Source organism: Flavobacterium limnosediminis JC2902, assembly GCF_000498535.1.
GTDB classification, from domain to species: Bacteria; Bacteroidota; Bacteroidia; order Flavobacteriales; family Flavobacteriaceae; genus Flavobacterium; species Flavobacterium limnosediminis.
Map to the genome: position 1 here is coordinate 48,174 of NZ_AVGG01000011.1, position 25,659 is coordinate 73,832.

Sequence of the window (25,659 nt, forward strand, 5' to 3'; positions counted from 1 at the left end):
TCGACTGATGTCTAATTATTATTTGTTGTACAACTCTACGATTAACTGCTCTTTAATGTTTTCCGGAATCTGAAGTCTTTGAGGTACAGAAACGAAAGTACCTTCTTTAGTATCATTATTCCAAGTAATCCATTCGTAAACAGCGCTAGAATTAGATAACGAACGTTCGATAGCCTCAAGAGATTTTGATTTTTCACGAACTGCTACTTTATCACCCGGTTTAAGGTGGTAAGAAGGGATGTTTACATTTTCTCCGTTTACAGTTACGTGTCTGTGAGCTACGATTTGACGAGCCGCGCGACGAGAAGGAGCGATACCCATTCTGTACACTACGTTGTCTAAACGTGCTTCACAAAGTTGTAAAAGGATTTCACCTGTTACACCTTTTGATGCTGCTGCTTTTTCGAATAAGTTTCTGAATTGTTTTTCTAAAATACCGTAAGTATATTTAGCTTTTTGCTTTTCCATTAACTGAACAGCGTATTCAGATTTTTTACCTCTCTTTTTTGCTAAACCATGTTGCCCAGGAGGGTAATTTCTTTTTTCGAAAGATTTGTCATCTCCGAAGATTGCTTCGCCAAATTTACGAGCAATTTTAGTTTGTGGACCAGTATATCTTGCCATTGCTAAAAATTAAAAAAGGTAGGGATTATGAATTCAGGTCGTATCCTCCGATAATCTTATTTCCTACCTTGGTTATACTATAAATTATTAAACTCTTCTTCTTTTTGGAGGACGACATCCGTTGTGTGGCATTGGAGTTACATCGATAATTTCGGTAACTTCAATTCCTCCGTTGTGAAGTGATCTGATGGCAGATTCTCTACCATTTCCTGGACCTTTAACGTAAACTTTTACTTTTTTAAGACCAGCTTCTAACGCTACTTTGCTACAATCTTCTGCGGCCATCTGAGCTGCATATGGAGTGTTCTTTTTAGAACCTCTGAAGCCCATTTTACCAGCTGAAGACCAAGAAATAACTTCACCTTTCTTGTTTGTTAAAGAAATGATGATGTTGTTAAAAGTCGCATTAATATGTGCTTCGCCCGTTGATTCAACGATAACTTTACGTTTTTTTGTACTTGCCTTAGCCATACTACTACTTATTATTTAGTTGCTTTTTTCTTGTTAGCAACAGTTTTTCTTTTACCTTTTCTTGTTCTAGAATTGTTCTTAGTTCTTTGTCCTCTTAACGGAAGACCAGATCTGTGACGAATTCCTCTGTAACATCCGATATCCATTAAACGTTTGATGTTTAATGAAATTTCAGAACGTAATTCACCTTCAATTTTGAAATAAGAAACTGCTTCACGAATTGCTCCGATCTCGTCATCATTCCAATCTTGAACTTTTTTATCTTCGCTAACGTTAGCTTTTGCTAAGATATCTTGCGCTCTGCTGCTACCAATTCCGAAGATATAGGTTAGAGCAATAACTCCTCTTTTGTTTTTAGGTATGTCTACCCCTGCTATTCTTGCCATAATTATCCTTGTCTTTGTTTAAATCTAGGATTCTTTTTGTTTATAACGTATAATCTTCCTTTTCTACGCACGATAATGCACTCGGCACTTCTTTTTTTAACTGATGCTCTTACTTTCATTTTAATAGCCTTTAGTATCTATAAGTAATTCTTGCTTTTGACAAATCGTAAGGGCTCATTTCCAATTTCACTTTATCACCAGGTAATAATTTGATGTAATGCATTCGCATCTTACCGGAAATATGAGCAATTACTATATGTCCATTTTCTAATTCTACACGGAACATCGCATTTGATAATGCTTCAATGATTGATCCGTCTTGTTCTATTGCTGATTGTTTTGCCATAAAAATTAAGCTACTGCTTTTCTGTTTTTACCGCTTTTCATCAATCCGTCATAATGCTTATTCAATAAATAAGAATTTATTTGCTGAATAGTATCAATTGCAACTCCCACCATAATTAATAATGATGTTCCGCCATAAAACATTGCCCATCCTTGTTGAACACCGATCAAACTTACTGCAATAGCTGGGAACACAGCAATCAAAGCAAGGAATAACGAGCCCGGAAAGGTTAGTAATGACATGATTTTATCAAGATAATCACCTGTTTCCACACCTGGTTTAACACCTGGAATAAAACCGCCACTACGCTTTAAATCGTCGGCCATTTTATTGGTAGGTACCGTAATCGCGGTGTAAAAGTAAGTAAAAATTATGATTAACAAAGCAAAAACTAAATTATACTGCCATCCAAAGATATTCTGGAAGCTGGTAGTAATAGTTTGAGCGGCATCTGATGTAGATAAACCAGCTACTGCAGCAGGAATAAACATGATTGCCTGCGCAAAGATAATCGGCATAACTCCGGAAGCATTCAGCTTTAACGGAATCCATTGTCTGTTACCTCCCATGGCATCCTGTTCGAAATCTCCGGTAGTTGTACGTCTGGCGTACTGAACCGGTATTCTTCTAACCGCCATGGTCAATAAAATACAAGCAATGATGATCAATAACCAAATGATTACCTCAAGAACAATTAACATTGGTCCTCCGTTATTCTCTGTTACACGGGATGAGAACTCCTGAATGAATGCCTGAGGCAAACGAGCCAAGATTCCAACCATAATCAATAACGAAATTCCGTTTCCGATACCTTTATCAGTGATTTTCTCTCCTAACCACATTGCAAATATAGTCCCTGTAGTCAAAATGATAACAGATGAGAATATGAATGAGAACGAGTTAAATCCTAACAAGAAAGCATCGCCCGGCAATTGCTTGTAAAGGTTATAGATATAACCCGGTCCTTGCAATAAAGTAATACCGATAGTTAACCATCTTGTGATTTGGTTAATTTTCTTTCTACCACTTTCTCCGTCTTTTTGAAGTTTTTGCAAGTAAGGTATAGCAATACCCATTAATTGCACTACGATAGACGCAGAAATATACGGCATGATACCCAATGCAAATACAGATGCCTGCGAAAACGCGCCACCTGTAAATACATTGATTAACCATCCTATACCTTGATCAGTTTGAGTCGATAAATTTTGCAATTTAGTAGCATCAATACCTGGCAAAGTTACCTGCGCACCGAAACGGTACACAACCAACATTCCTAAAGTAATTAAAATTTTGTTTTTTAATTCTTCAATTTTCCAAACATTGACAAACGATTCTATAAACTTCTTCATCTTGGTATATTAGTTTATAAAGTTACAGCTTCTCCACCTGCAGCTTCAATAGCCGCTTTAGCAGTCGCAGTAAATTTGTGAGCAGTTACTTTTAATTTTGTTTTAAGCTCTCCTCCTCCTAATATCTTTACAAGCTCATTTTTGGTTGCTAAACGGTTTTCAACAAATACTGAAAAATCTACAGTATCAGTTACAATTCCGTTATCAACAAGCAACTGCAATGCAGAAAGGTTTACACCTTGATACTCTACACGGTTGATGTTTTTGAAACCAAACTTAGGTACACGTCTTTGAAGTGGCATTTGTCCACCTTCAAAACCAATCTTTTTAGAATAACCAGAACGAGATTTTGCTCCTTTGTGACCACGTGCAGCAGTACCACCTTTTCCAGAACCTTCACCTCTACCTAATCTTTTATTTTGATTGTGAGTTGACCCTTCAGCCGGCTGTAAGTTACTTAAATTCATAACTATTAATGTTATTTAGTTTCTTCAACAGAAACCAAGTGTTTAACTTTATTTACCATTCCAAGGATAGCAGAATTTGCATCATGCTCTACAGTTTGTCCTAATCTTTTAAGACCCAAAGCCACCAATGTTCTCTTTTGTGTAAGAGGGCAGTTGATTTGACTTTTAACTTGTTTTACTATTATTTTTGCCATAATTTCCTTGAATTAACCTTTGAATACTTTTTCTAAAGAAATACCTCTTTGTTTTGACACAGTGTAAGCACTTCTCATTTGTAATAAAGCATCGAAAGTAGCTTTAACAACATTGTGAGGGTTGGATGAACCTTGAGATTTCGACAATACGTCGTGAATACCCACTGACTCCAATACGGAACGAACTGCACCACCGGCAATTACTCCAGTACCATGAGAAGCTGGCATCAATAATACTCTTGCTCCACCAAATTTACCTTTTTGTTCGTGAGGTACTGATTGACCGCTCAATGGGATTCTCACAAGATTTTTCTTAGCATCTTCCACTGCTTTCGCAATTGCTTCAGAAACGTCTTTAGATTTTCCTAAACCGTGACCAACTACACCGTTTTCATCACCTACCACTACAATTGCAGAAAAACCGAAAGCTCTACCACCTTTTGTAACTTTAGTAACACGATTAACACTAACCAAACGATCTTTTAATTCAAGACCACTAGGTTTTACCAGTTCTACGTTTTTATAACTATGATACATAATTCTTAGAATTTAAGTCCAGCTTCTCTAGCGCCTTCAGCTAATGATTTAACACGTCCGTGGTATAAGTTTCCACCTCTGTCAAAAGTGATGGTTTCGATACCGGCTTTCAAAGCTTTCTCTGCGATTAGTTTTCCAACTGATGCAGCCGTTTCTATTTTAGTTCCTTTAGTAATACCAGCTTCTCTTGAAGAGGCAGCAGCTAAAGTTACACCGTTTACGTCATCTATGATTTGTGCATAGATTTCTTTGTTACTTCTGAATACAGACAAACGAGGTTTTGCAGCAGTTCCGCTTACAATCTTTCTAATTCTGTACTGTATTCTCTGTCTTCTATCAGATTTTGTTAATGACATACTCTTAGTTTTTAAGCTGATTTACCTGCTTTTCTTCTTAATACTTCACCTACAAACTTAACTCCTTTTCCTTTGTACGGCTCAGGCTTACGGAAACCTCTGATTTTCGCAGCTACCTGACCTAAAAGTTGTTTGTCATGTGAAGCAAGTTTAATGATTGGGTTCTTACCTTTCTCAGAAACTGTTTCCACTTTTACTTCAGAAACCACCTCAAGAACAATATTGTGAGAGAACCCTAAAGCGATATCCAATTTTTGACCTTGGTTTGCCGCTCTATAACCTACTCCCACTAATTCTAATTCTTTAGTGAAACCTTCGGATACACCAACAATCATGTTGTTGATTAAAGATCTGTAAAGACCGTGTTTTGATCTGTGATCTTTGTGATCAGTTGATCTTTCTACGATTACTTGACCTTCTTCAAGTTTAACAGTTACATCTGAAAAATCTTGAGTTAGTTCTCCTAATTTACCTTTTACTGTAATTACAGCGTCTTTCACTTCTACAGTTACTCCTGCTGGAATTGCAATTGGATTTTTACCTATTCTTGACATTACTAAGTCTTTTTATTAGTATACGTAACAAATAACTTCACCACCAACATTCAATTGTTTCGCTTGCTTTCCGGTCATTAAACCTTTAGATGTAGAAACAATAGCAATACCCAAACCATTTAAGATTCTAGGTAAGTTAGCAGCACCAGCGTACTTACGCAAACCTGGTTTACTAATTCTTTGGATATCTTTAATTACCGACTCTTTAGTTTCTTTGTCGTACTTAAGAGCGATCTTGATAGTTCCCTGAACAGAACTGTCATCAAATTTGTAACTTAAGATATATCCTTGATCGAATAAAATCTTTGTGATTTCTTTTTTCAGATTAGAAGCAGGGATCTCAACCACTTTGTGGTTAGCACGCACTGCATTTCTGATTCTTGTCAAAAAATCTGCAATAGGATCTGTATACATATGTATAAAATTGCGATTGTGGTTTTCGATAGGCACCCGTCTATCGAACCTTCAATCAATTAAAATTATTTTTTAGTTTGCAAAAGTACTAACTTATTGCGAGACTACCAAGAAGCTTTTTTAACCCCTGGAATCAATCCATTATTAGCCATTTCACGGAAAGTTACACGTGAAATACCGAATTGACGCATATACCCTCTTGGTCTTCCAGTTAATTTACAACGGTTGTGTAAACGTACCGGAGAAGCATTTTTTGGTAACTTTTGTAGGCCTTCATAATCTCCAGCTTCTAATAAAGCCTTTCTTTTTTCAGCATACTTGTCAACCATCGCTTGTCTTTTTACCTCGCGGGCTTTCATTGATTCTTTAGCCATAACTTAATTCTTTTTAAAAGGTAAACCTAATTGTGCTAATAATGACTTCGCTTCTTTATCGGTGTCAGCAGAAGTTACAAAAGTAATATCGAAACCAGAAATTTTGTTTACTTTATCAATATCAATTTCAGGGAAAATGATTTGTTCAAGCACACCTAAGTTATAGTTTCCTCTTCCGTCAAAACCTGTAGCTTTGATACCACTGAAATCTCTTACACGTGGTAAGGCTGAAGTAATCAAACGGTCTAAGAATTCATACATTCTCTCGCCACGTAAAGTTACTTTCGCTCCGATCGGCATCCCTTTTCTCAATTTGAAAGACGCAACGTCTTTCTTAGAGATAGTAGCTACCGCTTTTTGACCTGTAATTTTTGTTAACTCTTCTACAGCGTGGTCTACTAATTTCTTATCAGAAACAGCTGCACCAACACCACGGCTAATAACGATTTTCTCAAGTTTAGGAACCTGCATCACGTTTTTGTAACCGTACTCTTCTGTAAGAGCAGCGATAACTCTGCTCTTATATTCTTCTTTTAGTCTAGGTATATAAGTCATGACTATAATACTTGATTAGATTTTTTAGAAACTCTCACTTTCTTATCTCCTTCAACTTTAACCCCAACTTTAGTCACCGACTTAGTTTTAGGATCAATCAAAGAAAGGTTAGAGATGTGGATAGGAGCTTCTTTTTTAACGATACCACCTTGAGGGTTTTTTGCACTTGGTTTTGTATGTTTCGAAACCATATTCACACCTTCAACTATCGCTTTATTTTTCTCGCGAAGAACACGTAAAATTTTACCTTCAGCACCTTTATGGTCACCTGCGATAACTTTTACCACGTCTCCAGATTTTACTTTTAGCTTTATCATTGTCTAAACGAATTAAAGCACTTCTGGTGCTAATGATACAATTTTCATGAATTGTTTTTCACGAAGTTCTCTTGCTACAGGACCAAAAACACGAGTTCCTCTCATTTCACCAGCAGCATTTAACAATACGCAAGCGTTATCGTCAAATCTGATGTATGAACCATCGGCTCTTCTCACTTCTTTTTTGGTACGTACAACAACTGCAGTAGAAACGGCACCTTTCTTAACGTTTCCGTTAGGTGTTGCGTCTTTAATAGATACTACAATTTTATCTCCAACAGAGGCATAACGACGTTTCGTTCCTCCTAAAACACGGATAGTTAAAACTTCTTTAGCTCCCGTGTTATCTGCTACTTTTAATCTCGATTCCTGTTGTACCATAATTACTTCGCTCTTTCAATGATTTCAACTAATCTCCAACATTTTGATTTTGATAAAGGTCGTGTTTCCATGATCTTTACTGTATCTCCAATATTGCAATCGTTTGTTTCGTCGTGCGCAACATATTTCTTTGTTTTTAACACGAACTTACCGTATAACGGGTGTTTTACTCTTCTAGTTTCAGAAACAACAATAGATTTCTCCATTTTGTTGCTAGTAACTACACCAATTCTTTCTTTTCTTAAATTTCTTTTTTCCATCTTTCAGAAGAATACAATTATAGTAACTCTCTTTTAGTTATCTCAGTCGCTACTCTGGCAATTGATCTTCTTACAGCTCTTAACTGTAATGGATTCTCAATTGGAGAAATTGCGTGAGCGTTTTTTAGGTCGGCATATGTCTTCTTTAACTGACTAAGTTGTCCTTGTAACTCAGCTGCAGATAGATCTTTAATTTCTGATTGTTTCATAATAAAATTGATTATGCTTCGAAATCTCTAGCAACGATAAACTTAGTTTTAACAGGCATCTTTTGTGCTGCAAGACGTAACGCCTCTTTTGCAACTGACAAAGGCACTCCACCTACTTCAAACATAATTCTACCTGGTTTAACAACTGCAGCCCAGTATTCTACTGCACCTTTACCTTTACCCATACGTACTTCAAGAGGTTTCTTGGTGATAGGTTTGTCCGGGAAAATTTTAATCCATAATTGTCCTTCTCTTTTCATGTAACGAGTTGCCGCGATACGTGCAGCTTCGATTTGACGAGAAGTAATAAAAGATGAATCTAAAGATTTGATACCAAACATTCCATTTGAAAGCTCATGTCCTCTTTGAGAAACGCCTTTCATTTTACCTTTCTGTACCTTACGGTATTTTGTTCTTTTAGGCTGTAACATTTTTCTTTAGTTTAAAATTTACTTTCTTTTACGAGCGTCTGGTTTTCCTCCTTTATTAAAAGGCTTTCTATCTCCTCTCGAAGAATCGCCACCTTTACCTCCAGCTTGTTTTTTGTCCATACCTACAAGTGGAGAAAGATCTCTTTTACCATAAACTTCGCCTTTCATGATCCACACTTTGATTCCCATTCTACCATAAGTAGTATGTGCTTCAGCAAGTGAGTAATCGATGTCAGCTCTGAAAGTTGATAGAGGAATACGTCCTTCTTTGAACATTTCCGAACGTGCCATTTCAGCACCGTTCAAACGACCCGAGATCATAACTTTGATACCTTCTGCATTCATACGCATAGCAGCAGCAATAGCCATTTTAATTGCACGTCTGTAAGAAATACGACTTTCAATCTGACGAGCGATACTTGTACCTACTAAGTAAGCATCAAGTTCAGGTCTTTTGATTTCAAAGATGTTAATTTGAACCTCTTTGTCAGTAATTTTCTTAAGTTCTTCTTTTAACTTGTCTACCTCTTGGCCACCTTTTCCGATAATGATACCAGGTCTAGCAGTAGTGATAGTAACGGTTACAAGTTTCAAAGTTCTCTCGATGATTACTTTAGATACACTAGCTTTTGATAAACGAGCATGAATGTACTTTCTGATTTTGTGGTCTTCGGCAAGTTTATCACCGTAGTCATTTCCACCATACCAGTTAGAATCCCATCCTCTGATGATACCAAGGCGATTTCCGATTGGATTTGTCTTTTGTCCCATCTTATTAATTGCTTTGTGTGTTATTATTATCTCCAATCACGATTGTTACGTGGTTAGAACGTTTTCTGATTCTGTGTGCACGACCTTGTGGAGCCGGACGAAGTCTTTTCAACATCATACCACCATCTACAGTAATCGTTTTTACGAATAAACCTGCTTCTTCCATATTAGAATCTGCGTTTTTAGCTTGCCAGTTAGCAATTGCTGATAACAACAATTTTTCTAATTTGCGAGAAGCTTCTTTAGAACTAAATCTTAAGATATTTAGTGCTTTTTCAACTTTCTGACCTCTAACCAAGTCTGCAACTAAGCGCATTTTTCTAGGTGAAGTAGGGCAGTTATTCAATTTTGCAAAAGCAATAGACTTATTAGCCTCTTTTCTTGCATCAGCTGTTTCTCTTTTACGAACTCCCATAGCTTCTTATTTTTTACCTTTATTTTTTGCACCGGCATGACCTCTAAAAGATCTTGTTGGTGAAAATTCTCCTAATTTATGACCTACCATGTTTTCTGTAACGTAAACAGGTACAAATTGACGACCGTTGTGAACTGCGATAGTTTGCCCAACAAAATCCGGAGTAATCATTGAAGCTCTAGACCAAGTCTTTACCACTCCTTTGTTACCTTTTTCGATATTTTCCTGAACTTTTTTCTCTAACTTAAAGTGAACAAAAGGTCCTTTTTTTAATGAACGTGCCATATCTACTTATTATTTCTTTCTACGTTCTACGATATACTTATTACTCGGGTTAACTTTAGAACGAGTTCTATAGCCTTTAGCAGGTAAACCTTTTCTTGAACGTGGGTGACCTCCAGAAGAACGTCCTTCACCACCACCCATTGGGTGATCCACAGGGTTCATCGCTACCGGTCTAGTTCTTGGTCTTCTGCCTAACCATCTAGATCTACCAGCTTTACCTGATACAACTAATTGGTGATCTGAGTTAGAAACTGCTCCAATTGTTGCTGAACAAGTCAACAAGATTAACCTTGTCTCACCTGAAGGCATTTTGATTGTAGCATACTTTCCGTCTCTTGCCATTAACTGAGCGAAAGTTCCAGCTGAACGAGCGATTACCGCACCTTGACCTGGTCTTAATTCGATACAAGAAATAACAGTACCTAGAGGAATTTTACTTAATGGTAAAGTATTACCGATTTCCGGTGCTGATTCAGGACCAGAAACTACAGTTTGTCCTACTTGTAAACCATTCTGAGCGATGATATACGTTTTAGCACCATCTGCATAGTACAATAACGAAATGAACGCTGAACGGTTTGGATCGTACTCGATAGTTTTAACTACAGCAGGAACTCCTACTTTAGTTCTTTTAAAATCAACTAAACGATACTTTTGTTTGTGACCACCACCCGTATAACGCATGGTCATCTTTCCTTGACTATTTCTACCTCCAGAGTTTTTTTTCGGTGCGATCAATGAACGCTCCGGCTTATCAGTTGTAATAGTGTCAAAGCTATTAACAACTCTAAAACGCTGACCTGGGGTAATAGGTTTTAATTTTCTAACTGACATGTTCTATTAGATATTATTATAAAAATCTATTGTTTCTCCTTCTTGTACTTGAACAATTGCTTTTTTGTAAGCACTGGTCTTTCCACTGATTAAACCACTCTTAGTGTATTTAACCGATCTATCAGCTCTGTAATTCATTGTATTAACAGTAACCACATTCACACCAAAAGCAGCCTCAACAGCATTTTTGATTTGAATTTTGTTTGCTTTTCTGTCAACTACAAAACCAAAGCGGTTGAAAGTTTCTCCCTCTTTGGTAATTTTTTCAGTAATGATAGGTTTAATTATGATACTCATAGCCTATTATTTGCTTAAATTTTCTTCAATTCCTTCTAAAGATCCCTCTAAAAGCACCAAATTATTAGCATTTAAAATAGCGTAAGTACTTAATTCAGAGGTAGTTACAACATTAGACGCTTTCAAATTTCGAGATGACAAATATACATTTTTATTTGAATCACCCAATACAAATAGAGATTTTTTGTTTTCTAACCCTAAAGCTTTCAATACGTTAATGAAATTTTTAGTGTTTGGAGTTTCAAATGTAAAGTCTTCAAGAACTACTAAATTGGACTCTTTTGCTTTAATTGAGAAAGCCGATTTTCTAGCCAATCTCTTTAAAGTTTTGTTCAATTTGAAAGAATAACTTCTTGGTCTTGGACCGAAAACTGTTCCCCCACCTTTAAACAAAGGATTCTTTGCACTACCCGCACGAGCAGTACCAGTTCCTTTTTGTTTTTTAATCTTACGTGTACTTCCCGCAACTTCAGCTCTTTCTTTAGCTTTGTGAGTACCTTGTCTTTGATTTGCTAAATATTGTTTAACATCAAGATAAACCGCATGATTATTTGGTTCAATTGCGAATACTGAATCAGAAAGTTGAACTTTTCTTCCAGTGTCTTTTCCGTTGATATCTAATACTTTTACTTCCATTACTTATGAATGATTACGTAAGAGTTTTTGCATCCAGGAATCGCTCCTTTTACAACAAGTAGATTCTTTTCAGCAACTACTTTTAAAACTCTAAGGTTTTGAACTGTTACATTATCTCCTCCCATTCTTCCAGCCATACGCATTCCTTTGAATACTCTAGACGGATAAGATGAAGCTCCAACAGAACCTGGCGCTCTTAAACGGTTGTGCTGACCATGAGTAGCTTGTCCAACACCACCAAAACCGTGACGTTTAACAACCCCTTGGAAACCTTTACCTTTAGACACACCTTGTACATCTACAAATTCTCCTTCAGCAAAAAGCTCTACAGTGACAACATCACCTAGCTTATGCTCCGTTACAAAATCCTGAAATTCAACGACTTTCTTTTTTGCAGAAGTACCTGCTTTTTTAAAGTGACCTAAGTCAGCTTTAGTAGCATGTTTTTCTGTTTTGTCATCGAAACCAAGTTGCAACGCTTCATACCCGTCAACCTCATTGGTTCTGACTTGGGTAACGACACAAGGACCAGCCTCAATTACAGTACAAGGAATATTTTTCCCGTTCTCATCGAAGATACTAGTCATGCCGATTTTTCTTCCAATTAACCCAGACATATAAAACTAATTATTAATTACTAATTAAAACTTTTTTTGTTTTTAGAGTGCGCAAAAGTAAGCATTAAGTTTTAATAAAAAAAACTTAATGCTTAAATACTTTTAAATGCGGTACTTATACTTTGATCTCTACTTCAACACCACTTGGCAACTCTAACTTCATTAGAGCGTCAATAGTTTTTGAAGAGGAAGAGTAGATATCTAATAATCTCTTGTATGAACTTACCTCAAATTGCTCTCTTGATTTTTTGTTTACGTGCGGAGAACGCAATACAGTGAAAATCTTTTTGTGAGTTGGTAATGGAATTGGTCCTGTTACTACTGCACCTGTACTTTTTACAGTTTTTACAATCTTCTCAGCTGATTTATCAACCAACATATGATCGTAAGATTTTAATTTTATTCTGATTTTTTGACTCATTTTCTTTAGAATTAAGCGTTTCCTTTTGCTTTTTTGATAACTGCTTCAGAGATATTAGAAGGTGTCTCAGCATAGTGTGAAAACTCCATTGTTGAAGTTGCTCTACCTGATGATAATGTTCTTAACGTAGTTACATAACCAAACATTTCAGATAAAGGCACATCAGCCTTGATTGTTTTAGCACCTGCTCTGTCACCCATATCATTAACCTGACCTCTACGACGGTTCAAATCACCTACGATATCACCCATGTTTTCTTCTGGAGTAATAACTTCGATTTTCATGATCGGCTCAAGAATAACAGCTCCTGCAGCTTTTCCAGACTCTTTGTAACCCATTTTTGCAGCCAACTCGAAAGAAAGCGCATCAGAATCCACAGGGTGGAAAGATCCATCCAACAAAGTAACTTTTAAACTATCAACAGCATATCCAGCCAAAGGTCCAGTTTTCATAGCTTCACGGAAACCTTTCTCAACTGCAGGGATATACTCTTTAGGAACGTTACCACCTTTAACCTCATTAACAAACTGTAATCCCATTGCTGGTTTACCGTCCACTAAATCAGCAGGCTCGATTCTAAATACGATATCACCGAATTTACCACGACCTCCAGATTGTTTTTTATAAGTCTCTCTGTGTTGTGCCGCTTTTGTGAAAGCTTCTTTGTACTCAACTTGAGGCTCACCTTGGTTCACTTCAACTTTGAATTCACGTTTCATACGATCTACTAAGATATCTAAGTGAAGCTCACCCATACCTGAGATAATCGTTTGACCTGAAGCCTCATCAGTTCTAACTGTAAACGTAGGATCTTCTTCAGCTAATTTCGCTAAAGCCATACCCATTTTATCTACGTCAGCTTTTGTTTTAGGCTCAATCGCGATACCAATTACCGGATCAGGGAATTTCATCGACTCAAGAATGATTGGGTGTTTTTCATCACACATTGTATCTCCAGTCTTGATATCCTTAAATCCCACAGCAGCTCCAATATCTCCAGCCTCAATATATTCGATTGGATTTTGTTTGTTAGCGTGCATTTGGTAAATACGAGAGATACGCTCTTTGTTTCCTGAACGTGTGTTCAAAACATAAGAACCTGCATCTAAACGACCTGAGTAGGCACGGAAGAATGCTAAACGACCAACATAAGGGTCAGTAGCAATCTTAAACGCTAAAGCCGCGAAAGGCTCTTTTACATCTGGTTTACGTAAGATTTTAGTTTGATCTTCCTCTAATAAATCAGCATCATCAGGGTGAATACCTTGAATACCTTCTTTATCCAAAGGAGATGGTAAATATTTACAAACTGCATCTAACATGAATTGAACTCCTTTGTTTTTGAAAGAAGAACCACAAATCATCGGAATGATTGCCATGTCGATTGTAGCAGCACGTAATGCATTGTTGATCTCTTCTTCAGTAATAGAGTTCTCATCCTCCATATACTTATCAAGAAGATTCTCATCATACTCAGCAACCGCTTCGATTAATGCAGAACGGAATTCTTTAACTTCCGCTACCATATCAGCAGGGATGTCAACAATATCAAAAGTAGCTCCTTGTGTTTCATCATGCCATACAATAGCTTGATTTTTCACTAAATCCACTACTCCTTTAAAATCATTTTCTTCACCGATTGGCAATGTGATCGCAACTGCATTAGACTTTAACATGTCTCTAACTTGCTGACATACGTTCAAGAAGTTAGAACCCTGACGGTCCATTTTGTTTACGAATCCCATACGCGGCACTCTATATTGATCTGCAAGTCTCCAGTTAGTTTCTGATTGAGGCTCAACACCATCAACAGCACTAAACAAGAAAACCAATCCATCCAATACACGTAACGAACGGTTTACCTCTACAGTAAAGTCAACGTGTCCCGGGGTATCAATAATATTAAAGTGGTACGGTTTTGATTCAGGTAATACTTTACCCTGCTCAGTTGGGAAATTCCACTCACAAGTTGTAGCAGCAGAAGTAATGGTAATACCTCTTTCCTGCTCTTGTGCCATCCAGTCCATTGTTGCAGCACCTTCGTGCACTTCACCAATTTTGTGTGATTTTCCAGTATAAAACAAGATACGCTCCGTTGTTGTTGTTTTACCAGCATCAATGTGAGCCGCAATCCCGATATTTCTTGTGTATTTTAAATCTCTAGCCATTTCTTATGAATTAAAATCTAAAGTGAGAGAATGCTTTATTAGCTTCTGCCATTTTGTGAGTATCCATTCTTTTCTTAACAGCAGCACCTTCTTCTTTAGCCGCAGCTAAGATTTCAGACGCTAATTTGCCTGCCATTGATTTTTCATTTCTTCTTCTTGCATAAAGAATCATCCATTTCATCGCCATAGAAATTTTTCTATCCGGACGAATTTGCATTGGAATTTGGAATGTAGCTCCACCCACACGACGTGAACGAACTTCTACGTGAGGCATAACATTTGTTAATGCATCTTTCCAGATTTCTAATGATGATTTTTCTGCATCTTGCTTCTTAGACTCTACGATGTCAATTGCATCATAAAACACCTTGAACGCTGTTGATTTCTTACCATCCCACATTAAGTTGTTCACAAAACGCGTTACCAATTGATCATTAAATCTTGGATCTGGTAAAAGAGGTCTTTTTTTGGCCTGTCTTTTTCTCATGTCTTTTTCTTAAAAGTTTTTAAATTACTTTTTAGCTTCTTTAGGGCGTTTAGCACCGTACTTAGATCTTCTTTGCGTTCTTCCTGCAACCCCTGACGTGTCAAGCGCTCCACGAACGATATGATATCTAACACCTGGTAAATCTTTTACCCTTCCGCCTCGCACTAATACTATCGAGTGCTCTTGTAGATTGTGTCCTTCACCTGGGATGTAAGCATTTACCTCGTTACCATTTGTCAAACGTACACGCGCAACTTTACGCATTGCCGAGTTTGGTTTTTTTGGTGTAGTAGTGTAAACACGCGTACAAACCCCTCTTCTTTGAGGACAAGAATCTAAAGCAACCGATTTACTCTTCTTAGTGATCTGAGTTCTTCCTGTTCTTACTAATTGTTGAATTGTTGGCATAATTAAATACTAAAAATTTCTTATTTTTAAATTTCCCGCTTTTTACGGGGTTGCAAATGTAGAAATTAATTTCGAGAAAACAAACCATAAAACATTAATTTTCAACTACATTAATCAACACATCGATCAAAGATACTTTTTTCTCTTTTTTACGTTATTTTTACCAAAACAAATCCGGCTCTTGAAAAACATTCTTCTACTCACCCTTTTCACCATCACCTGCTTTTCAGTAAAAGCACAAAATCTGCATCTGAAAATCGAAGGGATTTCAACCGAAGAAACCAAAATCATCGACAGTATCGGATACAAAAAACAACACGAAAATACCAAATCGATTCTTAACGAAACCGGAAACCTATCCGCTACCCTGTTCAAAAAAGGGTATCTGGAAAGCCAATTGCTGAATCAGAAAAAAACAAGCGACAGCTCGTTCGTGTTTTATTATTCCGTCGGAAAACAAACTTCACACATACATATATATATAGGTGTACTTTCCGAAGAAGAAAAAAATTTGCTGGAATTCGAATCCGATACCCTAAAGCTAACCACTTCGGAAGTGGAAAACTTCATGAACACCAATCTGGCCAAACTAGAACAAAGCGGCTACTCGTTGAGCGAACTGCGGTTGGTGAACCATAAAAAAATCGGCAATCACCTTTCAGCTACACTACAACTCAAAACGGAGAAGAAACGAAACCTGAACGACATCGTAATTATTGGCTACGACAAATTCCCGGAAGGCATCCGAAAAAATATCGCCAAACAATACCAAAAACAACCTTTCAATCAGGAAACTTTAAAAAAACTCGATAACGATTTCAAGTCGCTGCCCTTTGTCGCCCAAATCAAATATCCAGAAATTCTGTTCACCAAGGACAGCACAAAGGTATATGTGTATTTAGAAAAAACGCGTGCCAACCGATTTGACGGATTTATAGGCTTTGCCAACGAAGAAAACACAGGCATCCGTTTTAACGGCTATCTCGACCTGCTTTTGAACAACGCTTTAAATTCGGGAGAGAAGTTTAATCTATACTGGAAAGGCGACGGTAAAAAACAAACCACATTTAATATCGGCACCGAAGTCCCTTACATTTTTAAAAGTCCTCTTGGCATTAAAGCCAATCTTCGAATCTTTAAACAAGACAGTCTTTTCCAAAATACAACCACCGACATTGATTTAGGTTACTATTTCAATTACAATTCCAGAGTTTTTCTCGGATACCAATCGGCAGAATCGGTGGACATCCAAAAAACGACTTCCGGTACGATTAGCAGTTATTCCAACTCATTCTGGACCACTTCCTACCAGTTCACCAAACCCAATCCGGACGATTTTCTGTTCCGTGAAAAAATCAGCTTAAATGTGAAATTCGGAACCGGAAAGCGCACATCAAAAATAGAAACCAACAGCCAGCAATTCACCCAACTTGGCGCGCATTACAATTTCTATCTGAATAAAAAAAACATCATATTCGTCAAAAACCAAAGCTTCTACCTCCAGAGCGACAACTACATCAGCAACGAATTGTACCGTTTCGGGGGAATCAATTCCATACGGGGATTCAGCGAAAACAGTTTACAAGCGAATTTATTTACCGCCCTTATAACCGAATACCGCTACGTTTTAACACCCGGTATGTACGTACACAGCATCATTGATTACGGCTATTTTCAGGATAAAACCGCCGATACAAAAGAAAACCTGCTCGGTCTCGGATTTGGTTTCGGCCTAATAACCAAAAACGGATTATTCAATTTAATTTACGCCAACGGAAGCACTCGCGACCAAGCCATAAAACTTTCGAACTCCATCGTTCACATCAGTTTTAAAACGAATTTTTAAGAGAGACTTCTTAGACAACTTAGACCGTTTAGATTATTAGACTTCTTAGATAAATTATACCTTTTAGATTTTTACAGACGTCACAGATTATTAGATCTTTAAAAAAGACCCGATCTTTTAAAATCAAATTTTAAATAAACTGAAAAGTCTGAAAATCTAGGTAGTCCGGAAAATCTAATAATCTAAAAAGTCTAATTTGTCTAAAAATCTAAGTCGTCTAAAAATCTAATATACTATCTTTGCCTCATGGAAAAAGAACACCTAATATTCGGAATCAGAGCCATTATCGAGGCCATAAACGCAGGAAAAGAAGTTGACAAAGTTTTTATTCAGAAAGACGCACAAGGCGATCTGATGCAGGATTTGATGAAAACGATGAAAAAAAACAGCATCAATTTCTCTTATGTTCCCGTAGAAAAATTAAACCGATTAACCTCCAATAACCATCAGGGTGCCGTGGCTACCATTGCCCCTATTTCGTTTGTATCACTGGAAACTTTAGTGGAAGGCGTAATCGAAAGTGGTAAAAAACCCCTGTTCTTAATTTTAGACCAATTGTCGGATGCACGTAATTTCGGTGCCATCATCAGAACAGCAGAATGTACCGGTGTAGACGGAATCATTGTTCAGAAACAAGGTTCAGCTCCCGTAAACGGTGACACGGTAAAAACCTCTGCCGGCGCGGTATTCAACGTGCCCATCTGCAAAGTGGATCATATCAAAGATGCCATTTTCTATTTACAAGGTTCGGGAATCAAAACCGTAGCCGCAACCGAAAAAACAGAACAAAACATTTACGATATCGACTTTAGTGAACCCGTAGCGATTATCATGGGAAGCGAAGACCGCGGGGTGAATCCGTCCGTTTTAAAAATCGTGGATGAAAAAGCGAAGTTACCAATGTTCGGCACCATCGGCTCACTGAATGTGTCCGTGGCTTGTGGCGCATTTTTATACGAAACCATTCGTCAGAGAAGTTAATCTCACAGAAATAACAGAATTAGGAAAGTCCGAAGCGAATGTTTCGGGCTTTTTTTGTGGTCGCAATTCCCGCTCTCGCCTTTAGTTCCCACCTAGCGGTGGGAAGCTACCGGCTCCATCGGGGCTAGATGGGTTTCCATTTGTGTATCTGTAACGGCAACACCCTAAAAACAAAGTATCAAAACTTCTGATTTTCAAACACACAGTTCCAATTTATTCGCCCCCAAAATACACGACAAAGCATTTACTAACTCAATTAAAAAAGGATTCTATTTCGCGTGACAATTTATCCAGATTCACTTTCTCAAAAGCGTGCACCGTATTGGGCACAACCCAAAACTGATTATTTGCCTTTGAATTGTACAGCGCCCGCGTTTCGTCTAAACTCACCATAGCATCCTTATCACCAACCGAAAAAAGAACAGGTTGCTCTAAACTGCCTACTTCGGCAAGAGTAAGCGGAGGCTGTTGCCCCATAACAAGCATCATTTTAGCCGTTTCTTTTACCAATTTTGGCGCTTTATCCACTTGATGCAATACCTGCAGGTATTGGGTAAATTTAGGCACCTTCTGCTCCATAATTTCCCAATTTAACATCGCTGCTTCTTTTTTGCTGCTTTCCGGATTCCAGTCAAACTTAGTCGCCAACGTAAATACTTTGCTGACCATGTGCGGGTAATGTTTGGCCAGATACAAGGCAACATAGCCTCCCATACTGTAACCGAAAATCGCTACATTGCTAAGTCCATGCTGATTCAAAAAATCGAGGACCTGTTGGGAAAAAGAAGGAATACTCAACGTTTCACGATCAATCAGCGGAGAATTGCCATGACCAATAAAATCAAGAGTGTAAACTTGGTAACGGGCAGAAAGTTGTTTTTTTAAGGTTTCGAACTGGGCTTGCGAACCCAATGCTCCATGTAAAAGTAATAAAGGCTGCATAGGCATACTGATTAAAAAACCAAAGATACATTTTTGAAAGATTTTTTAGATACTTTGTTTTTACTATTGAAATTGTTCTTTATTGGCGACATCGCGCCCCGAAGACTCATCATTTGACTCATCCGATTCTTTCAAAAAATAAATAACCGGTAAATTCGATATAAAATAGGAATACTGCTCGGCAATCGGTTCCGGTTTGGGGGTTGGTACAAAATTGCCATTTTCGTCAAAATGTTTCATAAACGGGTCTAGAGACGGATCGAAATCCGGTTGTTCCCAATCGTATTTGATTGGCTTCTGATAATCCTGTGTCTTTATGAAATACGACAATAAAAAACCGGTGATGAATCCCGCCAAATGTCCTTCCCAGGAAATATTTTCTTCTGCACTCGGAAAAAGATACCACACCGTTCCTCCGTACAAAACCACTATCGTTAACGATAACGCTACCAAACGATAGTATCCGGACTGGATCCCTTTAAAGAACATGAAACTCACAAGTACATAAATCAGCCCACTCGCACCAATATGCATGCTTTCCCTACCGATCAGCCAGGTTCCGAATCCCGACATCAAGATCCCCAAAACCAAAACCTGTAAACTCTGTTCGCGGTAAAAATAACGCAATGCCATAACCAGCAAAAAAATCGGAATGGAATTATTGTAAATATGCTGCAAATCGCCATGTAAAAACGGACTGAAGACAATCCCTCTCATGCCCGAAAAGCTTCTCGGATAAATTCCGAAATCATACAGACTCATTTTGAAACGGATTTCGAACCAAAATACCACCCATATCGCCAAAAGGAACAATAGCGGCCAGGCAATCACGGAAGCGGAAAATTTAAAATCAGTTTCTTTCATATCTTGAATTTGCAGAAAGGTTATCAAAAACAAATCCAAAAGCAATTTAATGAAGTTTTGTCACTCCTGAACCATTACCACATCGACAAGATAAGAAAAAAGTACCATTTCCTCACCCGATTCCCATAGCCCAGATCGCAACGGCATCCTTTTTATCCGGCTTTTTCAGCCGGATAAAAAGATATAGTGGAGAGCTGGATTAGCTTCAAATAAAAAATATTAATTTTACGCCTATGGAAGCACCTTTAGCCGAACGCATTCGTCCGCAAAACTTATCGGAATACATCAGTCAGTCGCATTTAGTGGGAGAACAAGGTTCGTTAACCCATCAGATTGCACGCGGCATCATACCATCGCTGATTTTATGGGGCCCGCCGGGAACGGGAAAAACCACGCTGGCACAGATTATGGCACAAGAAAGTAAGCGTCCGTTTTACACCCTGAGCGCTATTAACTCGGGCGTGAAAGACATTCGTGATGTGATTGACAAAGCCAAGCAAAGCGGCGGATTGTTCACGGCTAAAAACCCGATTTTGTTCATCGACGAGATTCACCGTTTCAGTAAATCGCAGCAGGATTCGCTACTGGCAGCGGTGGAAAAAGGATGGGTAACTTTAATTGGCGCAACCACAGAAAACCCGAGTTTTGAAGTGATCCCCGCTTTATTGTCAAGATGTCAGGTCTACATCCTGAATGCGTTTTCGAAAGAGGATTTGGAAGCGTTATTACATCGGGCAATGGAAACCGACGAAATCCTGAAATCCAAAAATATTCAACTCAAGGAAACCGAAGCATTATTGCGACTTTCCGGTGGTGACGGACGAAAACTGCTCAATATTTTCGAACTAATCGTGAATGCTTCTGAATCGGAAACCATTGATATCACCAATGAGAAAGTGATGCAGCTGGTACAGAAAAACACGGTGTTGTATGACAAAACCGGGGAGCAGCATTATGATATTGTATCGGCGTTTATAAAATCCATCCGCGGGAGCGACCCGAATGGCGCGGTATATTGGCTGGCAAGAATGATTGAAGGCGGAGAAGACGTGAAATTCATTGCCCGAAGAATGCTCATCTTAGCTTCGGAAGATATTGGCAATGCTAACCCGACTGCCTTAATCATGGCCAATAATACCTTTCAGGCGGTAACCACTATCGGGTATCCTGAAAGCCGCATTATTTTGAGTCAGTGTGCCGTTTATCTGGCAACTTCCGCTAAAAGTAATGCAAGTTATATGGCCATAGGAAAAGCACAACAAATGGTAAAACAAACGGGGGATTTGCCGGTTCCGCTACATCTGCGTAATGCACCTACTAAACTAATGAAGGAATTGGGGTATGGCGACGAATATAAATACTCGCACGATTTCGCCAATAATTTTGCCGAACAGGAATTTTTACCCGAAGACCTTTCCAATACTACCTTTTACGAGCCTGGGAATAATGCCCGCGAACGAGAATTGCGTCAGTTTTTAAAGAATCGCTGGAACGATAAGTACGGTTATTAATGGAAAAGAATGAGTTATGAGTTATGAGTTATAAATTGTAACATTTAAAACTTAATCTCCAATTTCTCAGAAACCAGTTTTTCGTTTTGATAGTACTCAAAAATCCATTGGTTGTTCGCATGAAAAACAACGCCTTGCTGATTTTCTTTTTGTCCAATATAAAAATTAGTCGCAGAAGTTTTGAAAAGTTTCATAACCACTTTCGGAGAGGAATCCACTAGCTGAAATCCGTTTGAAATAGGCTGCGCAAAGAGTTGTGAAGTTGCGACTATCAGTTGTATATTCTCCTCTTTTGTTTTCGCGACCGCTGTAACGGCTGAATCTTTCGGCTTACTGTTTAAAATTTCCAGTGATTTCCCAACTGTACGAAACGCCTGAACATACGCTTTGGCATATTCCTTCTCGCGGCTTACCCCTTCCTCCGAAACATAAACCACCTGATTTTTACAATCTTTAAGTTCAATTTTTATCTTCGTTGAAAACAAGGTGTTATTTTCAACCATATCGGCAAAAAGTGCACGACAACGGTTCTCGGCTAAATCCTGCGGAAAAACGTCGCCATCATAATACACCTCATAACCCTGATTTTCAAAGACCGTTTTGGTCAGCGAATTCATATTATACATGTTGGCTTGCTTCAAAAAACCGAATTTTTTCGGAACAATGATGTATTTATAGTCATTTACGTTTTGGGAAAACATAAAAGACGTAAACAATAAGGTTAGCAGTAATACTGTCTTTTTCATTTTATAATAAGTTTTTCAATTCGGAAAGATGGTAAATCTGCGGAAAATCATGAGGTTCCTCTATTTTTGCTTCGTTAAAAAACAAAGCGTCAAGTCCGATACTTTTGGCACCTTCCATATCTGCTTCCAGACTGTCCCCTACCATCAGACTGTTAGCTTTTTCGGCTTTGGCCAACTCCAGTGCATATTCGAAAATCCTGGGATGCGGCTTTTTTACACCGGCCATTTCAGAATTGGTTACCGTATCAAAATAATGTTCAATATTCGCATTTCTGAGTTTTCCGTTTTGCACTTCCTGAAATCCGTTGGTTATGATATGCAGGTTGTATTTTGGTTTGAGATACTCTAAAACATCAATGGCACCGTCAAACAGATGATTAAACGTAGGCAGGTATTTAATATACTCTTCCGAAATCAAATGAATAACCTCATCTTTCACTTCAAAAGGCACCAAATCGAACACATCTTTAAGTCGTTTGTAACGAAGCGTCATGTGATCGATTTTATCCTCACGGTACAAAGCCCAATATTTCATGTTTACCGGAACATAATGCTTTAGAAATGCTTCCACATCAACCGCAACATTGTGCTCTGCGAAAATCTTCTTAAAAGTCAGTGCCGAATTGCGTTCAAAATCCCAAAGCGTATGATCTAAATCAAAAAAAATGTCTGTTTTATTGGTAAATCGCATAGTTTAATTTCAATAGCATTAGTAATTCATCGTCATGTTTCCTCTGCATCCTGCTGTTTGCTTTCTGCGACTGAAAACTTATTTTCCTTTCACAATCACTGCGTCTTCAATATGGTAAATCCAGTCATCCACATTTGAATCGTTGTATCGGAAAGTCCCTTCCAGTGTAACATATTGATCGGTTCTCAATTTCGGATTCCCGCCTCTGAATTTTATTCCCATGATGGTTTCCGGTCCCGATTTTCCGCAGAAAAAACAAGAGGCAAAAACGTTTTTGCTTAACGCGTAACTTTTGTTATCTATCGGAACAATGAAACCGCTCATCACGATTCGTTTCTTTTGTGTTTGTTTCAGTTTCGTATTGATTACCGGAAACTGCACTTCGCCGTAAACCTTGTCCTGTTTTTTCAGAAATTTGATTTCCCCCAACAATTTCCAGCTTAGGGTATCCGGGCCTGCAATTTTGTATTCTTCATTGAAACCCACTGTGAATCCGGCTTTCTGAACCACTTTTTCGTTGGAATTTTCTGTTTTTATCATTTTCTCTTTTGTAGAATAGAAACACTCCATGGCGAAAACCACAGCTACCAGTACGACAAGTATAATTTGTTTTTTACGCATTTGCCAAAACTTTTGAAATGTTCAACCTATAGGCTTTTACCGCCGGAATCACCGCAGCCAAAACGCCCACGAATATAGTTATAATAAATAAAACGCCTTCTTTTTCCCAAACAAACCCAAACGGATCGAATGCAATTTTAAATGCCTCGTCCGAAGATTGGGAAATGAACAACAGTGCTACCCTACCAAGAACCGTTCCGAAAATGAATCCGATTATGCATAAAACCAGGCTTTCGATAATCACCAACTTGAGCAATTGCAAACGGGAAGCACCGTTAACCCTTAATAGGGCAAATTCATATTTTCGTTCCTTCAATGTATTGAATAACGCGATAAAAATACTAATTCCGGAAATGAGCATGATGCCGTAAGCGAGATACGTCAATGCCTCCAGTCCGATTCCGAACAATGTGAACAGACGGTTGATTTCTATCGCCGGAGAAGCCGCCTGCATTTTGGTGTTCTGCGCAATCAGCCTTGGCCAAAGCACGATTCCCATCTTGTTGCGAAATTTCAGTAATACGGCCGTGATTTCTTTTCCTTCTTCAGAATTTACCGTATCGGCATGATGTTCTTCGTCTTCACCGTGAACGTGACCTTCTTCTCCGTGCACCGGAGCGTGTTCGTGCGTATCGTGCATTGCCCAGACACTCTGAATATTTGACAGAATTAGGTTATCGATCACTTTTCCGGTTTTCGAAGCGATGCCTACCACTTTATAAGCGGCTTCTTCATGTTTCTCTCCTTCTTTGGCATCCCCGTGTGATCCAAAAAAAGTAGCGCCCACTTTTATGTTCAGTTTCGTTGCGATTTCGCTTCCGACAACCACTTCGAAATTATTTTTAAAAACGGTTCCGCTTTCTATTTTGGCTCCGAATTTATCCAGATACTTTGGTGTGGTGCCCACAATTTTGAATCCGAGGTAATTGTCCCCGAAAGCCAACGGAATGGCCGTTTTTACAAACGGATGCTGCATCCAGGTTTTCGCTTCGGTATAATCTATATTTCCCGGTGGCGCATCGATCTGGTACACCGAAGATAAAATCAATTGCAACGGACTTCCCTGTGCACCCAACACCAAATCGATATCATCGGCATTACTGGAAAACTGCTCTTCAAATTGTTTCTGAAGTAAAATCAAAACCGTAATAATGGCTACACTGGCTGTCAACAAAATGATGCTCAAAATCGTACTCAAGGGTTTGAACCAGGTATTTTTCCACGCTAACTTTCCTATCATGACAGTGAGATTTGGTTGGAAAATCGTTGTTTTAAACGCGAATCGTGGGTTACGATTACCAAGGCCGTTTTAAATTCCTGCGCTAATTGCTCTAATAAATCGGCTACTTTGAAGGCGTTTTCGTCGTCCAGACTTGAAGTCGGCTCATCGGCCAACAGTAATTTCGGTTCGTTGATTAACGCTCGCGCAATCGAAACGCGTTGCTGTTGTCCAATACTGAGCTGAGAAGGCAATTTATGCAGGTGGTTTGCTAAATCCAAATGTTCCAAAAGCTGTTTGGCTTTTTCCGTCCTTTGTTTTCCGGTAGCCAGCCATGATGCCAAAGCCACGTTTTCCAAAACGGTAAACGCTTCAATAAAATAGGATTGCTGCAAAACGAGGCCGATATTTTTTCCACGGAAATGATCCAGCTTACGTTCTGAAAAAGAATTGACAACGGTCTTATCTATGGTGATTTCTCCCGATTCGGGGCGAAGCAGCCCTCCCAACAAATGAAGTAACGTGGTTTTTCCAACGCCCGAACTTCCGGTTACCAGTAAAGTTTCCCCCTCCTTGCAAACAATGTCCGGAAAAGCAAACTTCATGGATTTACCATATGAAAATGTGATTTGTTTTGTGCTTATCATTTCTGTTTTCGGTATCTGTACCCG

General features: G+C 38.5%; 40 protein-coding genes. 3 read left to right on the plus strand and 37 right to left on the minus strand.

Annotated elements, in window-relative coordinates; all coding sequences use genetic code 11:
- Nucleotides 1–18: 18 nt before the first annotated feature.
- The 30 genes from rpsD to rpsL form a co-directional block, all read right to left on the minus strand.
- On the minus strand, nt 19–624 hold the full coding sequence (gene rpsD, locus FLJC2902T_RS09575; RefSeq protein WP_023577291.1) for a 30S ribosomal protein S4: 606 nt from the start codon (nt 622–624) through the stop codon (nt 19–21).
- A gap of 87 nt (nt 625–711) precedes the next feature.
- On the minus strand, nt 712–1,095 hold the full coding sequence (gene rpsK / locus FLJC2902T_RS09580; protein WP_023570324.1) for a 30S ribosomal protein S11: 384 nt from the start codon (nt 1,093–1,095) through the stop codon (nt 712–714).
- An 11-nt stretch (nt 1,096–1,106) separates the two neighbouring features.
- Entirely contained in the window at nt 1,107–1,481 is a 375-nt protein-coding gene (gene rpsM, locus FLJC2902T_RS09585) for a 30S ribosomal protein S13 (RefSeq protein WP_023579597.1), read from the minus strand.
- A gap of 2 nt (nt 1,482–1,483) precedes the next feature.
- Nucleotides 1,484–1,600, minus strand: coding sequence for a type B 50S ribosomal protein L36 (gene ykgO / locus FLJC2902T_RS16050; RefSeq protein WP_002987490.1), 117 nt, complete (start codon nt 1,598–1,600; stop codon nt 1,484–1,486).
- Nucleotides 1,601–1,611: 11 nt separating this feature from the next.
- Nucleotides 1,612–1,827: a translation initiation factor IF-1 gene (gene infA / locus FLJC2902T_RS09590; RefSeq protein ID WP_007136545.1), complete on the minus strand. Its 216-nt coding sequence runs from the start codon at nt 1,825–1,827 to the stop codon at nt 1,612–1,614.
- 5 nt (nt 1,828–1,832) lie between these two features.
- On the minus strand, nt 1,833–3,179 hold the full coding sequence (secY, locus tag FLJC2902T_RS09595; protein WP_023579598.1) for a preprotein translocase subunit SecY: 1,347 nt from the start codon (nt 3,177–3,179) through the stop codon (nt 1,833–1,835).
- 14 nt (nt 3,180–3,193) lie between these two features.
- The gene (rplO, locus tag FLJC2902T_RS09600) at nt 3,194–3,646 is read right to left on the minus strand and encodes a 50S ribosomal protein L15 (protein ID WP_023577295.1); all 453 of its coding nucleotides are present in this window, start codon (nt 3,644–3,646) and stop codon (nt 3,194–3,196) included.
- 11 nt (nt 3,647–3,657) lie between these two features.
- Nucleotides 3,658–3,840, minus strand: a complete 183-nt coding sequence (rpmD, locus tag FLJC2902T_RS09605) for a 50S ribosomal protein L30 (protein WP_035117419.1) — start codon at nt 3,838–3,840, stop codon at nt 3,658–3,660.
- A gap of 12 nt (nt 3,841–3,852) precedes the next feature.
- Nucleotides 3,853–4,377, minus strand: coding sequence for a 30S ribosomal protein S5 (rpsE, locus tag FLJC2902T_RS09610; RefSeq protein WP_023579599.1), 525 nt, complete (start codon nt 4,375–4,377; stop codon nt 3,853–3,855).
- Nucleotides 4,378–4,382: 5 nt separating this feature from the next.
- Entirely contained in the window at nt 4,383–4,733 is a 351-nt protein-coding gene (gene rplR, locus FLJC2902T_RS09615; protein ID WP_023579600.1) for a 50S ribosomal protein L18, read from the minus strand.
- 11 nt (nt 4,734–4,744) lie between these two features.
- A complete protein-coding gene (rplF, locus tag FLJC2902T_RS09620) occupies nt 4,745–5,287 on the minus strand; it encodes a 50S ribosomal protein L6 (protein WP_023579601.1) in 543 nt (180 codons plus the stop codon).
- Between the two features lie 15 nt (nt 5,288–5,302).
- The gene (rpsH, locus tag FLJC2902T_RS09625) at nt 5,303–5,701 is read right to left on the minus strand and encodes a 30S ribosomal protein S8 (RefSeq protein WP_023579602.1); all 399 of its coding nucleotides are present in this window, start codon (nt 5,699–5,701) and stop codon (nt 5,303–5,305) included.
- A 104-nt stretch (nt 5,702–5,805) separates the two neighbouring features.
- Nucleotides 5,806–6,075: a 30S ribosomal protein S14 gene (gene rpsN, locus FLJC2902T_RS09630; protein ID WP_023570333.1), complete on the minus strand. Its 270-nt coding sequence runs from the start codon at nt 6,073–6,075 to the stop codon at nt 5,806–5,808.
- Between the two features lie 3 nt (nt 6,076–6,078).
- Complete coding sequence (gene rplE / locus FLJC2902T_RS09635) at nt 6,079–6,630, minus strand: 50S ribosomal protein L5 (RefSeq protein ID WP_035117421.1); 552 nt, start codon at nt 6,628–6,630, stop codon at nt 6,079–6,081.
- A 2-nt stretch (nt 6,631–6,632) separates the two neighbouring features.
- Nucleotides 6,633–6,947 carry a 50S ribosomal protein L24 gene (rplX, locus tag FLJC2902T_RS09640; protein ID WP_035678206.1) on the minus strand — a complete coding sequence of 105 codons (315 nt, stop codon included), beginning with the start codon at nt 6,945–6,947 and terminating at the stop codon, nt 6,633–6,635.
- Between the two features lie 12 nt (nt 6,948–6,959).
- Nucleotides 6,960–7,328: a 50S ribosomal protein L14 gene (gene rplN, locus FLJC2902T_RS09645; RefSeq protein WP_007803649.1), complete on the minus strand. Its 369-nt coding sequence runs from the start codon at nt 7,326–7,328 to the stop codon at nt 6,960–6,962.
- A 2-nt stretch (nt 7,329–7,330) separates the two neighbouring features.
- A complete protein-coding gene (gene rpsQ, locus FLJC2902T_RS09650; RefSeq protein ID WP_023570336.1) occupies nt 7,331–7,588 on the minus strand; it encodes a 30S ribosomal protein S17 in 258 nt (85 codons plus the stop codon).
- 17 nt (nt 7,589–7,605) lie between these two features.
- Nucleotides 7,606–7,797 (minus strand): 50S ribosomal protein L29, encoded by a 192-nt coding sequence (rpmC, locus tag FLJC2902T_RS09655; RefSeq protein WP_035117425.1) that lies wholly within the window; start codon nt 7,795–7,797, stop codon nt 7,606–7,608.
- An 11-nt stretch (nt 7,798–7,808) separates the two neighbouring features.
- On the minus strand, nt 7,809–8,228 hold the full coding sequence (gene rplP, locus FLJC2902T_RS09660; RefSeq protein WP_023579604.1) for a 50S ribosomal protein L16: 420 nt from the start codon (nt 8,226–8,228) through the stop codon (nt 7,809–7,811).
- An 18-nt stretch (nt 8,229–8,246) separates the two neighbouring features.
- A complete protein-coding gene (gene rpsC, locus FLJC2902T_RS09665; protein ID WP_023570338.1) occupies nt 8,247–8,999 on the minus strand; it encodes a 30S ribosomal protein S3 in 753 nt (250 codons plus the stop codon).
- A 4-nt stretch (nt 9,000–9,003) separates the two neighbouring features.
- Nucleotides 9,004–9,414, minus strand: a complete 411-nt coding sequence (rplV, locus tag FLJC2902T_RS09670; RefSeq protein WP_023570339.1) for a 50S ribosomal protein L22 — start codon at nt 9,412–9,414, stop codon at nt 9,004–9,006.
- Between the two features lie 6 nt (nt 9,415–9,420).
- Nucleotides 9,421–9,699, minus strand: coding sequence for a 30S ribosomal protein S19 (gene rpsS / locus FLJC2902T_RS09675; protein ID WP_023570340.1), 279 nt, complete (start codon nt 9,697–9,699; stop codon nt 9,421–9,423).
- A gap of 9 nt (nt 9,700–9,708) precedes the next feature.
- On the minus strand, nt 9,709–10,533 hold the full coding sequence (gene rplB / locus FLJC2902T_RS09680) for a 50S ribosomal protein L2 (protein WP_023579606.1): 825 nt from the start codon (nt 10,531–10,533) through the stop codon (nt 9,709–9,711).
- A 6-nt stretch (nt 10,534–10,539) separates the two neighbouring features.
- Nucleotides 10,540–10,830 carry a 50S ribosomal protein L23 gene (gene rplW / locus FLJC2902T_RS09685; RefSeq protein ID WP_023579607.1) on the minus strand — a complete coding sequence of 97 codons (291 nt, stop codon included), beginning with the start codon at nt 10,828–10,830 and terminating at the stop codon, nt 10,540–10,542.
- A gap of 6 nt (nt 10,831–10,836) precedes the next feature.
- Complete coding sequence (gene rplD, locus FLJC2902T_RS09690) at nt 10,837–11,466, minus strand: 50S ribosomal protein L4 (RefSeq protein WP_035678208.1); 630 nt, start codon at nt 11,464–11,466, stop codon at nt 10,837–10,839.
- Nucleotides 11,466–12,083 carry a 50S ribosomal protein L3 gene (gene rplC / locus FLJC2902T_RS09695; protein WP_035678210.1) on the minus strand — a complete coding sequence of 206 codons (618 nt, stop codon included), beginning with the start codon at nt 12,081–12,083 and terminating at the stop codon, nt 11,466–11,468. The genes rplD and rplC overlap by 1 nt, the downstream gene beginning before the upstream one ends.
- A gap of 115 nt (nt 12,084–12,198) precedes the next feature.
- On the minus strand, nt 12,199–12,504 hold the full coding sequence (rpsJ, locus tag FLJC2902T_RS09700) for a 30S ribosomal protein S10 (protein ID WP_023579610.1): 306 nt from the start codon (nt 12,502–12,504) through the stop codon (nt 12,199–12,201).
- A gap of 11 nt (nt 12,505–12,515) precedes the next feature.
- Entirely contained in the window at nt 12,516–14,672 is a 2,157-nt protein-coding gene (gene fusA / locus FLJC2902T_RS09705) for an elongation factor G (RefSeq protein WP_023579611.1), read from the minus strand.
- A 10-nt stretch (nt 14,673–14,682) separates the two neighbouring features.
- Complete coding sequence (rpsG, locus tag FLJC2902T_RS09710; RefSeq protein ID WP_023574055.1) at nt 14,683–15,159, minus strand: 30S ribosomal protein S7; 477 nt, start codon at nt 15,157–15,159, stop codon at nt 14,683–14,685.
- Nucleotides 15,160–15,183: 24 nt separating this feature from the next.
- Nucleotides 15,184–15,567, minus strand: a complete 384-nt coding sequence (rpsL, locus tag FLJC2902T_RS09715) for a 30S ribosomal protein S12 (protein WP_007136570.1) — start codon at nt 15,565–15,567, stop codon at nt 15,184–15,186.
- A 181-nt stretch (nt 15,568–15,748) separates the two neighbouring features.
- Between rpsL and FLJC2902T_RS09720 the strand changes: the two genes are divergently transcribed.
- Nucleotides 15,749–17,413, plus strand: a complete 1,665-nt coding sequence (locus FLJC2902T_RS09720) for a BamA/TamA family outer membrane protein (RefSeq protein ID WP_023579612.1) — start codon at nt 15,749–15,751, stop codon at nt 17,411–17,413.
- Nucleotides 17,414–17,659: 246 nt separating this feature from the next.
- Nucleotides 17,660–18,394, plus strand: coding sequence for a 23S rRNA (guanosine(2251)-2'-O)-methyltransferase RlmB (gene rlmB, locus FLJC2902T_RS09725; RefSeq protein WP_023579613.1), 735 nt, complete (start codon nt 17,660–17,662; stop codon nt 18,392–18,394).
- Between the two features lie 252 nt (nt 18,395–18,646).
- Here rlmB and FLJC2902T_RS09730 read toward each other — a convergent pair whose 3' ends face one another.
- Both FLJC2902T_RS09730 and FLJC2902T_RS09735 read right to left on the minus strand, forming a co-directional pair.
- Nucleotides 18,647–19,336, minus strand: a complete 690-nt coding sequence (locus FLJC2902T_RS09730) for an alpha/beta fold hydrolase (RefSeq protein ID WP_023579614.1) — start codon at nt 19,334–19,336, stop codon at nt 18,647–18,649.
- A gap of 63 nt (nt 19,337–19,399) precedes the next feature.
- Nucleotides 19,400–20,200, minus strand: coding sequence for a rhomboid family intramembrane serine protease (locus tag FLJC2902T_RS09735; protein ID WP_035678213.1), 801 nt, complete (start codon nt 20,198–20,200; stop codon nt 19,400–19,402).
- A gap of 233 nt (nt 20,201–20,433) precedes the next feature.
- Between FLJC2902T_RS09735 and FLJC2902T_RS09740 the strand changes: the two genes are divergently transcribed.
- Nucleotides 20,434–21,711, plus strand: coding sequence for a replication-associated recombination protein A (locus FLJC2902T_RS09740; protein ID WP_023579616.1), 1,278 nt, complete (start codon nt 20,434–20,436; stop codon nt 21,709–21,711).
- Between the two features lie 44 nt (nt 21,712–21,755).
- Here FLJC2902T_RS09740 and FLJC2902T_RS09745 read toward each other — a convergent pair whose 3' ends face one another.
- The 5 genes from FLJC2902T_RS09745 to FLJC2902T_RS09765 all read right to left on the minus strand — a co-directional run bounded on the left by FLJC2902T_RS09745 (nt 21,756) and on the right by FLJC2902T_RS09765 (nt 25,593).
- The gene (locus FLJC2902T_RS09745; protein ID WP_023579617.1) at nt 21,756–22,457 is read right to left on the minus strand and encodes a hypothetical protein; all 702 of its coding nucleotides are present in this window, start codon (nt 22,455–22,457) and stop codon (nt 21,756–21,758) included.
- A gap of 1 nt (nt 22,458) precedes the next feature.
- On the minus strand, nt 22,459–23,148 hold the full coding sequence (locus tag FLJC2902T_RS09750) for a YjjG family noncanonical pyrimidine nucleotidase (RefSeq protein ID WP_023579618.1): 690 nt from the start codon (nt 23,146–23,148) through the stop codon (nt 22,459–22,461).
- Nucleotides 23,149–23,226: 78 nt separating this feature from the next.
- On the minus strand, nt 23,227–23,769 hold the full coding sequence (locus tag FLJC2902T_RS09755) for a hypothetical protein (RefSeq protein ID WP_245594749.1): 543 nt from the start codon (nt 23,767–23,769) through the stop codon (nt 23,227–23,229).
- Nucleotides 23,762–25,009, minus strand: coding sequence for an ABC transporter permease (locus tag FLJC2902T_RS09760; RefSeq protein WP_035678216.1), 1,248 nt, complete (start codon nt 25,007–25,009; stop codon nt 23,762–23,764). Before FLJC2902T_RS09760 ends, FLJC2902T_RS09755 begins: the two co-directional genes overlap by 8 nt.
- A complete protein-coding gene (locus FLJC2902T_RS09765; RefSeq protein WP_023579620.1) occupies nt 25,006–25,593 on the minus strand; it encodes an ABC transporter ATP-binding protein in 588 nt (195 codons plus the stop codon). The genes FLJC2902T_RS09760 and FLJC2902T_RS09765 overlap by 4 nt, the downstream gene beginning before the upstream one ends.
- Nucleotides 25,594–25,659: the final 66 nt, after the last annotated feature.